Consider the following 14,864-nt stretch of genomic DNA (forward strand, 5'->3'; position numbering starts at 1 on the left):
CTGAGCCGTTCAGTCTTTCCCGTTACCCTTTGGCCCGAGAAACCGCGCATAGACCTCACCGACAATACCGCGCCGGAAAACCAGCACGCAGACCATGAAGGTCAGGCCGGTGGCGATGGTCACCGGAAAACTCGAGGTGGCGAGCGTGTTTTCCAGGCCGACGACCAGACTGGCCCCGATGATCGGCCCGACCATGGTGCCGATGCCGCCGAGGAGCGTCATCAGGATCACCTCGCCCGACATCTGCCAGGTGACGTCGGTGAGCGTGGCAAACTGAAAAACGATCGCCTTGAGCGCGCCGGCCAGCCCGGCCAATGTCGCCGACATGACGAAAGCCGCCAGCTTGTAGTTGGCGACGGAATAGCCCAGCGAAATGGCCCGGCTCTCGTTTTCCCGGATGGAACGCAGGATCATGCCGAAAGGCGAGTTGATGATGCGCCAGATGGCGAACACGCCGATGAGGAAGACTGCCAGCACGAAATAATAGATGTTGATCGAGACGTTCAGGTCGAGCATTCCAAGCAGCCTACCACGCGGCACGCCCTGGATGCCGTCCTCACCTCCGGTGAACGGTGCCTGCACGCAGAAGAAGAAGAACATCTGCGACAGCGCCAGCGTGATCATGGCGAAATAGATGCCTTGCCGGCGGATGGCAAAGAAGCCCATCACAAGGCCGAGCAGCGCGGCACCCAGGACGCCGAGCAGGATGCCGGCTTCCGGCGGCCAGCCCAAGACCTTGACCGCGTATGCGGTGAAATAGGCCGCTCCGCCGAAGAACGTCGCATGGCCGAAGGACAACAGGCCGGTGTAGCCGAGCAGAAGGTTGAACGCGCAGGCAAACAGCGCAAAGCACAGCATCTTCATCAGGAAGATCGGATAGACGAAGAAAGGCGCCACCAGCAGCGCCAGGATGCCGAGCCCGACCAGCGCCCATTCAAGCCGTGCGGAATTCTTGGCACGCGTCTCGCGAAGGGTCAGTTCGGCCATCTCAGGCATCCCTTCCGAACAGGCCGGCTGGCCGGACCAGAAGCACGATCGCCATGATGACGAAGACCACCAGATTGGAGGCTTCGGGATAGAAAACCTTGGTCAAGCCTTCGGCGAGGCCAAGCATGTAACCGGTGACGATCGCCCCGAGGATCGATCCCATGCCGCCGACCACGACAACGGCGAAAACGACGATGATGAGGTCAGATCCCATCAGCGGGCTCACCTGATAGATCGGCGCGGCGAGAACCCCCGCAAGCCCGGCAAGAGCGGCGCCGAGGCCGTAGGTAAGGGTCAGCAGCAACGGCACGTTGACGCCGAAAGCCTGCACCAGGCCGGGGTTCTCCGTTGCCGCGCGCAGATAGGAGCCCAGCCTGGTCTTCTCGATCAGCGCCCAAGTGCCGAAACAGACGATCATCGAGGCTACCACCACCCAGCCGCGATAATTGGGCAGGAACATGAAGCCGAGATTGGTGCCGCCGGACAGCAGCGGCGGCACGGAATAAGGACTTCCCGATACGCCATAGTAGTAACGGAATACCCCTTCGAGCACGAGCGCGAGGCCAAAGGTGAAAAGCAGCCCGTAGAGCGGGTCGATGTCGTAAAGCCTCGACAGCGCCAGGCGCTCGACCACGATGCCGAAGCCGCCGACGATCAGCGGCGACAGGATCAAAGCCGGCCAGTAGCCGATACCGAACCGGGTGAGAAGCAGGTAGCCGATGAAGGCGCCGAGCATATAGAGCGCGCCGTGAGCGAAATTGATGACGCGCAACAGGCCGAATATGACAGCAAGGCCCAGGCTCAGCATTGCGTAGAACGAGCCGTTGATGAGGCCGACCAGCAATTGGCCGAGGAATGCCTGAACGGGTATTCCGAAGATCATCGTCATGGCGCCATCATACACCCAGCACTTCATGCAGCAGCGTCATGCGATCCGGCAGTTCGCCGACCGGAAAGGCCGCCACGACCTTGCCGTGCTCCATCAGGTAGAAACGGTCGGTGACGCGGCTGGCAAAGCGGAAATTCTGCTCGACCAGCAGGATCGTCATACCGCGCTTTTTCATCGTCGCCAGCAGATCGCCGATGCGCTGCACGATGACCGGAGCCAGGCCCTCGGTCGGCTCATCGAGAAGCAGCATTTTCACGCCGGTTCTGAGCATGCGCGCAATCGCCAGCATCTGCTGCTCGCCGCCCGAGAGCCTGGTGCCGGGGCTGTTACGGCGCTCCTTCAGATTGGGGAAAAGATCGAATATTTCCTCCACGCTCATGCCGCCTTCGGCGACGATCGGGGGCAGCACCAGATTCTCGTCCACGGTCAGCGTCGCGAAGATGCCGCGTTCCTCCGGCACCAGGCCGATGCCTTGCTGCGCAGTCCGGTGCAATGGCAGGCGCATCAGATCCTTGCCGTCGAAAAAAATCTGGCCGGTCCGCTGGCGGATTAGCCCGATGATGGCGCGCAATGTCGTGGTCTTGCCGACGCCGTTGCGGCCCAGCAACGTCACAGTTTCACCTGGAAAGACCTCCAGATCGACGCCGTGCAGCGCATGGCTCTCGCCATACCAGGCGTTGAGGTCGCGGACTGCAAGAAGCGGCGCGGCGTCAGTCATCGGCGGTGCCCATATAGGCGACCCTCACCCGCTCGTCGCGGCTGACCGTGGGGTAGTCGCCGGCGGCAAGGATTTCGCCGCGCTGCATGACGGTTATCCAGTCGCAAAGATCGGCCACCACTGTCAGATTGTGCTCGACCATCAGCACGGCGCGATCCCTGGCAACCGAGCGGATGATGTCGGAAACCGTACGCACGTCCTCATGCCCCATGCCGGCCATCGGCTCGTCGAGCAGCAGCACTTTCGGCTCGAGCGCCAGCGTCGTGGCGATCTCGAGCACACGTTTCCTGCCATAGGAGAGATCGGCGGCGGGCCTGTTCTTGGCATCGTCGAGACAGACAGACCGCAAAAGCTCCTCGGCGCGCGGCGTCAATCTATCGAGCGCCGATAGCGAGCGCCAGAACTGAACGCTGAGCCCGCCCGGTCGCTGCAATGCAACGCGCACATTGTCGAGCACGCTGAGATGCGGAAACACTGCCGATATCTGGAACGAGCGCACCAGGCCCATCCGCGCGACTTTGGCCGGCGAGGTGCGGGTGATGTCGTGGCCGAGCAGTTCGATCCTGCCGCTGGTCGGCGGCAGGAACTTGGTGAGCAGGTTGAACACGGTGGTCTTGCCGGCGCCGTTGGGTCCGATCAGCGCGTGGATATTGCCGTGGTAGACGTCGAGATCGACATTCCTGACAGCAACGAAGCCGGCGAAGTCGCGCCGCAAACCGCGGGCGGAAAGCACTACCTGCGGCCGATCCGGTTCAGGCGGCGCCATCGGTCCGCCAATCACTCGCCGGCCGTGGGACAGCCGCTCTCTTTGGCGCTCAGGAACGCCTCGTTACCGGGGATCGTGGCGAGGGGTTTGTAATAGTCCCACTCCTTGGTGCTCTCACTCGGCGACTTGACCTGATAAAGATACATGTCGTGAACCATGTTGCCGTCGGGCTGCACTTTGCCGTTCGCCGTAAAGACGTCGTTCACCGGCATCGAATGCAATTCCTTGGCGACCGCCTCGGTTCCATCGGTGCCGGCTTTGTCGATCGCCTTCAAATACTGTGTCACGGCTGAATAGGTGGCGGCCTGGATCATATTCGGCATGCGGTTGGTGCGCTTGAAGAACCGCTGGGCGAACTCGCGGCTCTTGTCGTCGCGATCCCAGTAGAAGCCTTCGGTCAGCACCACGCCTTGCGCCGCCTCGAGACCGAGCCCATGCACCTCGGCCAGCGTGAAGAGAAGCGCTGCAAGGCGCTGACCGCCCTGCACGATACCGAATTCGGCCGCTTGCTTGATCGAGTTGGAGGTGTCGAGGCCGGCATTCGCCAGGCCGATGACCTTGGCGCCCGACGATTGCGCCTGCAGCAGGAAGGATGAATAGTCGGTCGAGCCGAGCGGGTAACGCACCTCGCCAACCACCTTCCCGCCATGGCTCTCGACGAACTTTGCGGTCTGCTCCTTGAGCGAATATCCGAATGCATAATCGACGGTGACGAAGAACCAGCTGTCGCCGCCTTGCTGGACGAGAGCGCCACCGGTCCCCACTGCCTGCGAATGCGTGTCGTAGGCCCAGTGGAAGCCATAGGGCGAGCACTGTTTACCAGTTAGCTCGGTGGTCGCGGCGCCGGTGACGATATCAATTTTCTTCTTTTCCTTGGAAATCCCCTGGACGGCGAGTGCCACCGAGGAGGTGGTGAGTTCCATGATGGAATCGACCTGTTCGGTGTCATACCACTGCCGCGCAATGTTGGAGGCGATGTCCGGCTTGTTCTGGTGGTCGGCGCTGACGATCTCGACCGGCGCACCTTGCACCTTGCCGCCGAAATCCTCGACCGCCATCTTGGCGGCCTCGACCGACCACTTGCCGCCGAAATCGGCATAGACGCCCGACTGGTCGTTGAGAATGCCGATCTTGACCTTGCCATCGGAAATCTCGGCGGCTGCAGCAGGCATCGCAGTCGCTGCAAGAAGCGCGGCCGAGACCAGGTACGATAGCTTCATTGGTGACTTCCTCCCTTATGGTCGACAACCGAGCAACATGTCGGCGGCTGCCTGCTGCGGCACGAAGAGCGGCCTCCCATATTCCATCCTCTCCAGCGCAAAATCACGCAGCGCTGTACGGCCACCGTCCTTCAAATCGTAACATCGCTCGGCAACGCGAGAACAGTTACTTTAGTATTAGGCATCCGCGATACCCGGCCGCCGAAGCGCAACATAGCGCCGGATCGTGCGGCGTCCAGATCGGCCTTTATTCTCGCCGAAGCAACAATTACGGCTGACGGTCCGGATATCGTTGAACGAGAATTCCCCTCGTCAACCGTCGGCTGGATGATGGCAGGCGACCAGGCGGCCCTCGCCGATGCTTTGGAGAAGCGGGCGCTCGCTGCGGCAGATCGGGGTGGCAGCTGGGCAACGGGTGTGGAACCGGCACCCCGAGGGGTGGGTTCATCGGGCTGGGCAGGTCACCCTTGAGCACCAGCCGGCCACGCCGCGCCCGGTCGATGCCGGGTATCGGCACGGCGGAACGCAGCACCGCGGTGTAATGGTCTCCCGGACATTCGCGGCAATCGAGGAAGATCCGACCGTCTATCACACCATAAATGGTCCCAATGAGTTCCACGTCATCGGCACGATGCGGGACTGGACCATCGTCGACCGCCTGCATCGGATCGAGGCGCCGACCTGGTTTTCCGCGGCTTCTACAACGAAGCGACCGAGGCCTGCGTCCAGCCCTTTCTGGATCTTATCCCCTACGTCGAAGGCCTGGTCTTCCCGAATTCCAGCCACATGCCGCATGTCGAGGAAAAGCACGACGGCCTCGCCGCCGTCGGGCGCTTCCTGGCCAAATACGATTGACGTTGCAGCACCAGGCCTTCTGCTCCAACGGATCGTCGACACGGCGCAGTGGTCATGAAGGCCGGCATGGCCGGAATCAGCCTGCCTTCACCTGTACTGGCTTCCCGTCGCTGAAAAATCTGACGGATACGGAGTGGGAGGGACCCCCGGCGCCGGTGGGTATGGAAACCATCGCCTCCAAGTTTCGCAAAACACGTTGCAACCGAATTGATTAGCCGTCGTTAAAGTGCGGGTGATCTAGCGGGGCATGGGGAGCTTTCATGCAGACGTATCTCGTCGAGCGTATGGACGGCGACGATGTTATATCGGTGCGCGTTGTCAACGCGCCGAGTCCGTTCAGAGCCGCAGCTATGATGACGGGCGGGCGTATTACCTTCCGAACGTGGGAAAAGGATTGGATTCGTGTGACCGACGAAAATCGGGGACAGATCTATGCATATTGTTTCGTCTCCGGCAGCTATTCCGACACCGAAGCATCGCCTGTATCGCCCGGGAGAACCACAGAATAGGCAATATGCCTGCGTAGCGGCAATTCCGTCTTCAACCCGCCTTGGTCTTCGATCCCGCCTTGGCATGTGTCCAACAGGTGTTGCCAACTTGGCACAAACGCCAGTGCTCGCCGTGTCATGCGCACCACGGCAGCCAGCGAGCTCGGCATGATTGGCTCGGCCCGCGGCTTGCGAAACAGGCGAAGGGCATCATCAGAATGATCGATGAAAAGATCGGGGCGGGGGGCGATAAGTGACCCTAATCTTAGCGTAGGCAACTCATGTCTTCGGCATATTTGGGATCAGAAGTCGCGGATCAGGATCTAGCGGTGGATTGTCAGACAACGACCTCCGATAATTGGTCAAGTGTCCCACAATACCCACTGGATCAGGGTGGTCCCGTACTGCGCCCATTTCAAAGATTGGGCGCCGATTTTGCCAACATTGCGGCCTTCGAGCACCTGAGAAATATCGTCCGCCAGTACCCCGACAAGCTTGCAATCAGCGACGGCGCCAATCGTCTGACCTATTCCCAGCTTCTCCGGTCAGTCGAGACGCTGTCCTACCAGATCGCGGCGGCCGTCCCAGATGGACAGGCGATAGGGATTCTTCAGGCCAACTCAGCCTGGTATCCCATCGCCATGCTGGCCAGCATGGCGGCTGGGCGCCCTTCGGTGCCGCTCAACGCACGAGATCCTGGCTCGCGGATTCTTGAAATCGTGGCCGGGGCGCGACTCTCAGCTATTCTGGGCGAGGGCAATGTCCGACCCGAACGTTTGCCTCACCGGGTCAGTTGGATCGATGTGTCGACCAGTGCGGCCTCGCAGGGTGGGCAAGTGCCTCAGTCTTATTCCGCCTCGGTCGATGCGCCCGCCATCGTGCTTTATACATCAGGAAGCACGGGCCGGCCCAAAGGCATCGTTAACAGCCAGCGCAGCTTGCTGTGCCGGGTCCAGCAATATGTCGATGCATGCCACATCAACTCGGATGATGTTTTCCTGCCATTGACCGGACCCGCCACAATCGCCGGGTGCCGGGAGATTCTTGCGGCTCTTCTCACCGGCGCCACCTTGCATCTGGTCGAAGTCGAAGCGGTCGGCTTGCGCGCCGTGCAACGTCTGGTGCGATCCGCGGGCGTGACAATCACCTATCTGGTGCCGGCACTGCTTCGCGCGCTTATGGCAGACGGACCTGCGGAAGCATTTCATTCACTCAGAGTCGCCCGGATCGGTGGCGAGAAGGTGCCGTGGAGCGACATCGCCCTGCTGCGCAAGGCCGTCTCCGATACGTGCCTCATCCAGATCGGTTACTCGTCAACCGAGACCACGGGCTCGCAATGGTTCCTGCCGCGAGACTGGCCGGAGCATGGAGATTCGGTTCCAGTTGGCTGGCTACTGCCTGGCATCACCTTTGCAATTGTCGACAAAACGGGCCGCCGCGTTCAACCAGGCCGCAGCGGAGAGCTTCTGATCAGGAGCCCCTATGTCTTGCTTGGCCATTGGGAGGACGGGGCTGTTGTGCCGACAACATCAGACCCGGACGATCCAAGCCTTCGGATTTTCGCGACGGGTGACCTCGTTAGACTTGATGACCAAGGCCTACTGCACATCGTCGGTCGCAAGGGGCGCCAGGTAAAGATCAATGGTCGACGCGTCGAGCCAGCCGAGCTCGAACGGGTGCTGCGTTGCGCACCCTCTGTTGCGGATGCTGTGGCAATCGTGGCTGCGGCGAATGAGCTTGTCGCCTTTGTTGTTCCTCGGCGCTCGGCCGAAGCGGCCTTTTCAGACGAGCTTCGCCAGCTTGTCAGGTCCAATCTGCCGCCGCCGCTGCGTCCCCTGCGGTTGCACACGATCGCCGAGATGCCGCGTCTGCCGAGCGGCAAAGTCGACATCACGACACTTGCAGACATGGATCTTTCAGCCAGAGAGACGGCAGCGATCGAGCGTCCGCTCGAGCCGCGAGGCAAGCTGACGGCGCAGCAGGTCGTCCAGCGGGCATGGACCAGCATTCTTAATACGCGGGTGGCGGCAGGGCGCTGGGACGACGCCGGAGGAGATTCACTGAAGCTGCTGCACTGCGTCATGGAAATCGAAAGCGCTATCGGGCAGGAACTCGGTCTTGAGGCCTTCACCGTCGGGATGAGCCTGGACGAAATGGTCAAGGCGGTCGTATCTGCACAGGCAGGCGACCAAAGCGCGCGCGCCGAGAAGCACGATCCTCCCATTCTTTTTCTGTTCCCGGGGTCGGTCGGCTATGGCCCGAGCCTTGCTGCCTTTGCAGCAGCGATGGGCAAGGTCACCCGCGTTGCCCCGATCAGGTATCCGGCCCTGGCTCTGATACTGCGCGGGCAAAACAGCCTCGCCGACATGGCCGATGCCGCCGTCGAGCAGATCCGCCGCACTCAACCTTCGGGTAACATACGACTTCTTGGCCATTCGCTCGGCGGCGCTGTTGCTTTCGAAGTGGCGGCGCGGCTGCTGGCCGCGGGGCGAACCATAAAGTTTGTCGGCATACTCGACACCAGCCTCGTCGGCGAGCGAAGCGCCTACTTGGAGACGTTTACGCGCACATTTAATCGAATCCGGACCAACCGCGTATCCGCTTACCGGATGGCTTGCCGCGCCCTCGCGAAAGTCGCCGTGAAAATGGGGCGAGAGGCGCAACTGGTCCGGTTTCTCGATCGCTACGCTCAGGGACAATTCAATGCGACGAGCTTTAGAACCAAACTGGAACTGCAGGAGGTTTTGCGGGCACGGGCCTTCTTCCAATGGCTGACAGAGCCGAAGCCGGCGCTGCCGATCACCGGCACCCTGTTTCGCTGTGCTCGACCCGGAATGACTCTGGCCATCGGCTGGGATCGCGTTTTCGCCCATCTGGACGTGATTCCGATCGTCGGCACCCATATCGACCTGGTCATAGAGCCTCACCTCGCCACCAACCGTCCCCTTATCGAGAAAGCGGTGGCGCAAACCTATTCGCCAACCGAGTCTCGCAAACTGGAGTACAAGCCATCGACCTGATCTCAACATTCGGCAAGGACGCGCTGGTGCTCGAGGCTGGCGCGGAAGTCGATCGTATCGTCCAGATCTTGCGCCAGCAGGTCTTTGGCACGCTGCGACGTCGAGGGGTGGTTGTCGGCCTCTCAGGCGGCATCGACAGCTCAGTCGTCGCGGCGTTGTGTGCTCGCGCCTTTGGAAAAGACAAGGTCCTCGGGATATTCATGCCGGAGCGCCATTCCTCCGGCGACTCGCTAAGGCTCGGCCGCACCGTCGCCGCGCAGCTTGCTATCGATACGGTCCTGGAGGATATAACGCCGGCCCTGGAAGCGATCGGCGCCTATAGACGGCAGATCGAAGCAATCAAGACTGTCGTTCCCGAATATGGGGACGGCTGGAAATGCAAGCTGGTGCTCGCCTCGGTTCTCGAGAGCAACGGTCTCAACATCACGCGCCTCACGGTTCAGGACCCCGAGGGCAGGACCGACACGGTGCGTCTGCCGTCGGCAGCCTATCTGCAGATCGTCGCGGCAACCAATTACAAGCAGCGCCTGCGGAAGATGACCGAATACTACCATGCCGACCGCCTCAACTACGCGGTAGCGGGCACGCCGAACCGCCTGGAGTACGACCAGGGCTTCTTCGTCAAGCAAGGCGACGGAATTGCCGACCTGATGCCAATCGTCCACCTCTACAAGACCCAGGTCTATCAATTGGCGGAATATCTTGGGGTGGAGGAAGAGGTCCGGCGAAGACCGCCCACCACGGACACCTTCTCGATGCCGCAGAGTCAGGAGGAGTTCTACTTCGCGCTGCCTTATTATTTGATGGATCTGTGCCTCTACGGCTTGAACCACGGGATAGCCAGCGAAGAGATCGCTGAGGCAACCGGCCTCACCGAGGCGCAGGTCCAGAAGGTTTTCAAGGATATCGACAGCAAGCGGCGCGCCGCACGTTATCTTCACGCGCGGCCGTTGGTGTCCTCTTCAATGGGCGAGGGCTAGGCGATGTGCGGCATCGCCGGAATTGTGTCGCTGAGCGCCGCAGCGGCGTCCCCTTCCCGGGATGCGCTGATACGTATGGCGGGCGCGCTGGCGCATCGCGGCCCGGACGAGCGCGGCCTTTACCGGGACAGACGTGCAGGATTGGCGCATGCCCGCCTGTCCGTCATCGATCTCGCAAGCGGCCAGCAGCCACTCGCCGGCGCGGACGACACAATGTGGATCGTCTTCAACGGCGAAATCTTCAATTACGTCGAGCTGCGACAAGACCTGGCCGCGCTCGGTTATCGCTTCCGCACACGCAGCGACACCGAGGTCATCGTCCATGCCTATCATGCCTGGGGCGAGGCCGCCTTCGAGCGAATGAATGGGCAGTGGGCAGTCGCCATCTGGGACTCCGTGGCTGGTCGTCTCGTCTTGTCGCGGGATCGGTTCGGCATCTGCCCGCTGCACTTTTGCGAGCATGGCGGACGGCTTTACTTCGCCAGCGAGGTGAAGGCCATTTTCGCGGCCGATGCGGACATACCCCGCGCGTTCGATCCAGCCGGCATCGATCAGACTTTTACTCTTTGGACTGTCGCGCCGCCACAAGGCGTGTTTGGAGGAGTAAGCGAACTCACGCCTGGGCATGTCCGCATTTATGACCGCGGCGTCGTTCGCGAGCGGGCTTTTTGGAAGCCTGCCTATCCAGAGGTTGACGGGCCTGGCGATGATGAATTCAGCGGCTCGCTTGATGACGCGGTGGAGGAAGTGCGCAGCGCCTTGGAGACCGCGACGGCGCTCAGGATAGTACGCGCCGACGTGCCGGTTGGCTGCTATTTGTCCGGCGGGCTCGACAGCTCACTGGTCGCCACGCTGGGGAGACGCTTCGCGGGCGAGCGCTTCCAGACTTTCTCGCTGCGTTTTGCCGACGCCGAATATGATGAGACGCATTTCCAGCGCCTGGTTGCCGGCGTGGCCGGCAGCGACCATCATGAGGTGGTTGTTTCGCGCAGCGATATCGCTGGCATCTTCCCTGAGGTTATCTACCATGCCGAGCGGCCAATCCTAAGAACCGCGCCGGCGCCGCTGTTCCTGCTCTCGAGACTGGTGCGCCAGCATGGCATCAAGGTCGTGCTGACCGGCGAAGGGGCCGACGAAATGTTCGCCGGCTACGATTTGTTCCGCGAAGGCAAGGTCCGCCGCTTCTGGGGACGCCAGCCCGCCTCGAAGCGACGCTCCCGTTTGCTGGAGCGCCTCTATCCCTATCTCAGCCGCTCGCCGGTACAGCAGCAAGCTATGGCACGCCAGTTCTTCGGGCGCGACATCCACGCCTGTGGTGCGCCTGGTTTTGCGCATGGCACGCGCTGGCGTACCACAAGCGCCATCAAGCGGCTGTTTTCGCCAGACATGCGCGCCCAAACGGAGCGCCATAACGCCGTGTCCGAGCTGCTTGCCCGCCTGCCGTCGGAGTTTTCGCGATGGGGCTCTCTTGCGCAGGACCAGTATATCGAGATCCAGACGCTGATGTCGGGCTACCTGCTGTCCTCACAAGGGGACAGGATGCTCATGGCTCATTCCGTCGAGGGGCGCTTCCCGTTCCTCGACCATGAACTCGTGAGGCTCGCGAATTCGCTTCCGGCCGCCTACAAGCTGCGCGTGCTCGACGAAAAGCATGTGCTGAAACGTGTAGCGCAACCGATCGTGCCGTCGGAAATCGTCACCCGCAAGAAACAGCCTTACCGGGCCCCCAACGCGCTTTGCTTCGTCGCAGATGGCGCTCCGGTCTACATTCGCGAAGCACTTTCGGAGGCGGCGCTGCGCGAAGCGAACGTCTTCGATCCCAAATCGGTTACCCGGCTCCTGAGCAAGTGCCAAGCCAGCGCCGGCGGCGGCGACCTGTCCAACTCCGACAATATGGCGCTGGTCGGAGTGCTGTCGACGCAGCTTCTCCATCGGCAATTTATCGCGAGCCGTCCAAGTGGGGCTCGCACGCTCAAGCTCAGCATCGATATCGACCGCGAGCATCGTGAAGAGGTGCTCGCATGATGCATGGCGCCGTACCCCTCCTGCACGACTATCTCACCAACTCTGCCAGCCGGCTCGGCGCCAAGGTGGCCCTGGTGTGCGGCAATCAACGTGTCACCTATGGCGATCTCGACATGCGCTCGAACGCCATAGCGCACCATTTGACCGAGGCTGGAATTGCGCGTGGCGATCGAGTGGTGATCTTCGCCGACAACACTGTCGAGGCCGTCGTCGCTTTCTGGGCGGTGCTCAAGGCCAACGCCGTGGTGTGCATCGTCAATCCGCTCACCAAAAGCGACAAGCTCGATTATTTGCTCAACGATTGCCGCCCGACGGCACTGATCACCGACAAACACCTGCACTCGATTTTCAGGGATCCGGCGCGGAATTGCCCATCGTTGCGCCGCATGATCGTCTCCGGGCCGATCGAACGCAACGACCTGCAAGAACTTCCGCATGCTGTGCGCTGGGATACTGCGGTCGCGGCAGCCCGCAGCACGCCGCCCGCGCGCCGCTGCATCGACATCGATCTCGCTGCGATCATTTATACGTCCGGCTCGACGGGCGAGCCCAAGGGCGTGATGCTGACGCATCGAAACATGATCGCCGCATGCGCCTCGATTTCCTCGTACCTGGCGCTTGCCGAAGACGAGGTGATCCTCAATGTCCTGCCGCTCGCCTTCGACTACGGTCTTTACCAGATGATCATGGCGTTCGGCGCGGGCGCCCGGCTGGTGCTTGAGCGCTCGTTCGCCTTCCCGGCGCAGATCCTTGGGCTGATCAAGCAAGAAAGGGTGACGGGCTTTCCCGGCGTACCGACCATCTTTGCCGCACTCGGGGAGCTCAAGTCTCTGAGGGATCAGGATTTTTCGAGCATTCGCTATGTCACCAACACTGCGGCCGCCCTGCCGCTCAAGCACATTCTCCTGCTGCAGGAGCTGTTTTCTGGCGCCCGTATCTATTCGATGTACGGCCTTACCGAATGCAAGCGCTGCACCTACCTGCCGCCGGACGATCTGGAGCGAAAGCCGTTGAGCGTCGGCATCGCCATCCCCAACACGGAAATGTGGATTGTCGACGAGCATGACAGGCGGGTCGGACCCGGCGTCGTTGGTCAGCTCGTCATCCGCGGAGCGACGGTGATGAAGGGCTATTGGGGCAAGCCGGAGGCGACAGCCAGAAAGCTCAAACCCGGACCGCTGCCGGGTGAGCAGGTCCTGTACACCGGCGACTACTGCCGGATGGACGCCGAGGGCTATCTCTACTTTGTCGGTCGCGGCGACGAGATCATAAAATCGCGCGGAGAGAAGATAGCGCCGAAGGAGGTGGAAAACGCGTTGATGAACATTGCCGGCGTACGGGAAGCCGCGGTCATCGGCGTTCCGGACGAGATGCTCGGGCAAGCAGTGAAGGCGTTTGTCGTGATGGAGCAGGGAAGCATGCTCGGCGAAAAGCAGTTGCAGAAAGAGTGCCAGAGACGGCTGGAAAACTTCATGGTTCCGAAGTCCATCGTCATCGTACCCAGTCTGCCGATGACCGACACGGGCAAACTCAAAAAAACGGCCCTGTCATGAGTCGGCACCAAAGCGAAGTTGATCAGCATTCATCTTTTGTACCGGAGGCGAAATCAATGTTATCTACCAAGGATAGAACCTATACCTTCAGTGAACAAATTCGCGCTTTCCTGGCCTCGAATTTCTATATAGCCGATCCGGACAGTCTGGAGAGCGACACCTCGCTTCTCGACCAGGGCATCGTGGACTCGACGGGGGTGCTCGAGGTTATCGGCTTCATCGAGGAGACCTTCGGCATCACGGTCGAAGACAGCGAGCTGCTGCCCGAGAACCTCGATTCCATCCAGGGAATTGCGCGATACGTCATGCGCAAGAGAAACTGATTGCCGAAAGCCCGCAGCTCTGTTTCAAATCCCCGGCTGTTTTAAGCCGCGACAGCGCGTCTGAAGCCTGCCGCGACTGTGGCGCTTATGCCTGCGCCTTTGTATGTGCCACAACCACCCGGCCCTCGCCGGCTGGATTGGTGACTGCCCGGATACTCTCATAGACCTTGGAACGCTCGAGCAAACTCATGACCTGCCGGTCCTGGCCAAGGCCGACCTCGAAAAGCAGGATGCCTCCGCGCCGCAAATAACGCGGCGCCTCCTTCAGCACCCGCATGTGGATGCTCAGGCCGTAGGGGCCGGCTGCGAATGCTTCACGCGGCTCGAGTTCGACCAGATGCGAACGGTCGCCCTCGAGCCGTTTTTCCGAAATGTAGGGCGGGTTGCAAACGACCACATCGATCGTCCCGTCAAGCTCCAGGCCGGAGAAGGCGCTGAACAAGTCGCCCTGAAGCACTGTTACCCGCTCCTCCATATCAAGATGGATGACGTTGCGGCGCGCGACCTGCACGCATCCGTCGGTAAGATCGCTTGCCCACACGCGCGCGGTGGGGGCGTGGTGCGCGATGGCGCATGCCAGATTGCCCGCCCCACAGCACATGTCGACAACGCGAGGTACCGGCAAGTTCAGTTGGCTCAGAACATCGAGAGCGGCGTTGCCGAGCAGTTCCGTTTCCGGTCGAGGAACAAGCGCACCGGGCGAGACGAGCAGCTGCAGTCCCATGAAGGTGCTGCGGCCCCTGCCATAGGCATCGGCGACATTGATCTCTTCGCTCACGACACTCACCTCCCGTTTTATCCGGCGTTGGTGGCCGACAATGGCGCACCGATAAAGTGTATCTTAAAACCGCTTAACTCTCGATCGACAAAATCAAAACCCAATCCCGCCTCAGACGCTTTGAAGCCCTGATGCTACAAAGATGACCATAAGCTTCTGCGCCGTGTCATGATTAGGAATATCTCCTTACTCGAGCCGGTTATCCCCAGGCTGGCGAGCCAGTTGCCGAATTCTCAGCCTGGCGTCACGATTTTGCTACATT

General features: G+C 61.1%; 14 protein-coding genes. 6 read left to right on the forward strand and 8 right to left on the reverse strand.

The annotated features are described in order from the left end of the window. Positions 1 to 9: 9 nt before the first annotated feature. The 7 genes from NKH42_RS20585 to NKH42_RS20615 form a co-directional block, all read right to left on the reverse strand. Positions 10 to 987, reverse strand: coding sequence for a branched-chain amino acid ABC transporter permease (locus NKH42_RS20585; RefSeq protein ID WP_352507222.1), 978 nt, complete (start codon positions 985 to 987; stop codon positions 10 to 12). Position 988: 1 nt separating this feature from the next. Next, positions 989 to 1,876, reverse strand: coding sequence for a branched-chain amino acid ABC transporter permease (locus NKH42_RS20590; protein ID WP_352507223.1), 888 nt, complete (start codon positions 1,874 to 1,876; stop codon positions 989 to 991). Between the two features lie 7 nt (positions 1,877 to 1,883). Further along, positions 1,884 to 2,594 (reverse strand): ABC transporter ATP-binding protein, encoded by a 711-nt coding sequence (locus tag NKH42_RS20595; protein ID WP_352507224.1) that lies wholly within the window; start codon positions 2,592 to 2,594, stop codon positions 1,884 to 1,886. Beyond that, positions 2,587 to 3,360 carry an ABC transporter ATP-binding protein gene (locus NKH42_RS20600; protein ID WP_352974381.1) on the reverse strand — a complete coding sequence of 258 codons (774 nt, stop codon included), beginning with the start codon at positions 3,358 to 3,360 and terminating at the stop codon, positions 2,587 to 2,589. The genes NKH42_RS20595 and NKH42_RS20600 overlap by 8 nt, the downstream gene beginning before the upstream one ends. 11 nt (positions 3,361 to 3,371) lie before the next feature. Continuing rightward, positions 3,372 to 4,580: an ABC transporter substrate-binding protein gene (locus tag NKH42_RS20605; RefSeq protein ID WP_352507226.1), complete on the reverse strand. Its 1,209-nt coding sequence runs from the start codon at positions 4,578 to 4,580 to the stop codon at positions 3,372 to 3,374. A gap of 312 nt (positions 4,581 to 4,892) precedes the next feature. Beyond that, positions 4,893 to 4,973, reverse strand: coding sequence for a hypothetical protein (locus tag NKH42_RS31285; RefSeq protein WP_502895561.1), 81 nt, complete (start codon positions 4,971 to 4,973; stop codon positions 4,893 to 4,895). Between the two features lie 195 nt (positions 4,974 to 5,168). Continuing rightward, positions 5,169 to 5,390 (reverse strand): hypothetical protein, encoded by a 222-nt coding sequence (locus NKH42_RS20615; protein WP_352507227.1) that lies wholly within the window; start codon positions 5,388 to 5,390, stop codon positions 5,169 to 5,171. Between the two features lie 305 nt (positions 5,391 to 5,695). Here NKH42_RS20615 and NKH42_RS20620 point away from each other — a divergent pair, with 305 nt between their 5' ends. The 6 genes from NKH42_RS20620 to NKH42_RS20645 all read left to right on the forward strand — a co-directional run bounded on the left by NKH42_RS20620 (position 5,696) and on the right by NKH42_RS20645 (position 13,824). Further along, entirely contained in the window at positions 5,696 to 5,944 is a 249-nt protein-coding gene (locus NKH42_RS20620) for a hypothetical protein (RefSeq protein ID WP_352507228.1), read from the forward strand. A gap of 260 nt (positions 5,945 to 6,204) precedes the next feature. Further along, entirely contained in the window at positions 6,205 to 8,943 is a 2,739-nt protein-coding gene (locus NKH42_RS20625) for an AMP-binding protein (protein ID WP_352689627.1), read from the forward strand. After that, positions 8,940 to 9,923, forward strand: a complete 984-nt coding sequence (nadE, locus tag NKH42_RS20630) for an NAD(+) synthase (RefSeq protein ID WP_352507250.1) — start codon at positions 8,940 to 8,942, stop codon at positions 9,921 to 9,923. The genes NKH42_RS20625 and nadE overlap by 4 nt, the downstream gene beginning before the upstream one ends. Positions 9,924 to 9,926: 3 nt before the next feature. After that, the gene (gene asnB / locus NKH42_RS20635; RefSeq protein ID WP_352507230.1) at positions 9,927 to 11,948 is read left to right on the forward strand and encodes an asparagine synthase (glutamine-hydrolyzing); all 2,022 of its coding nucleotides are present in this window, start codon (positions 9,927 to 9,929) and stop codon (positions 11,946 to 11,948) included. Next, entirely contained in the window at positions 11,945 to 13,501 is a 1,557-nt protein-coding gene (locus NKH42_RS20640; protein ID WP_352507231.1) for a class I adenylate-forming enzyme family protein, read from the forward strand. Before asnB ends, NKH42_RS20640 begins: the two co-directional genes overlap by 4 nt. Before the next feature lie 56 nt (positions 13,502 to 13,557). Then, positions 13,558 to 13,824 (forward strand): acyl carrier protein, encoded by a 267-nt coding sequence (locus NKH42_RS20645; RefSeq protein WP_352974383.1) that lies wholly within the window; start codon positions 13,558 to 13,560, stop codon positions 13,822 to 13,824. Positions 13,825 to 13,909: 85 nt separating this feature from the next. Here NKH42_RS20645 and NKH42_RS20650 read toward each other — a convergent pair whose 3' ends face one another. Next, positions 13,910 to 14,602, reverse strand: a complete 693-nt coding sequence (locus tag NKH42_RS20650; RefSeq protein WP_352480482.1) for a N5-glutamine methyltransferase family protein — start codon at positions 14,600 to 14,602, stop codon at positions 13,910 to 13,912. Positions 14,603 to 14,864: the final 262 nt, after the last annotated feature.

Source organism: Mesorhizobium sp. M1142, assembly GCF_040318565.1.
Lineage (GTDB): Bacteria > Pseudomonadota > Alphaproteobacteria > Rhizobiales > Rhizobiaceae > Mesorhizobium.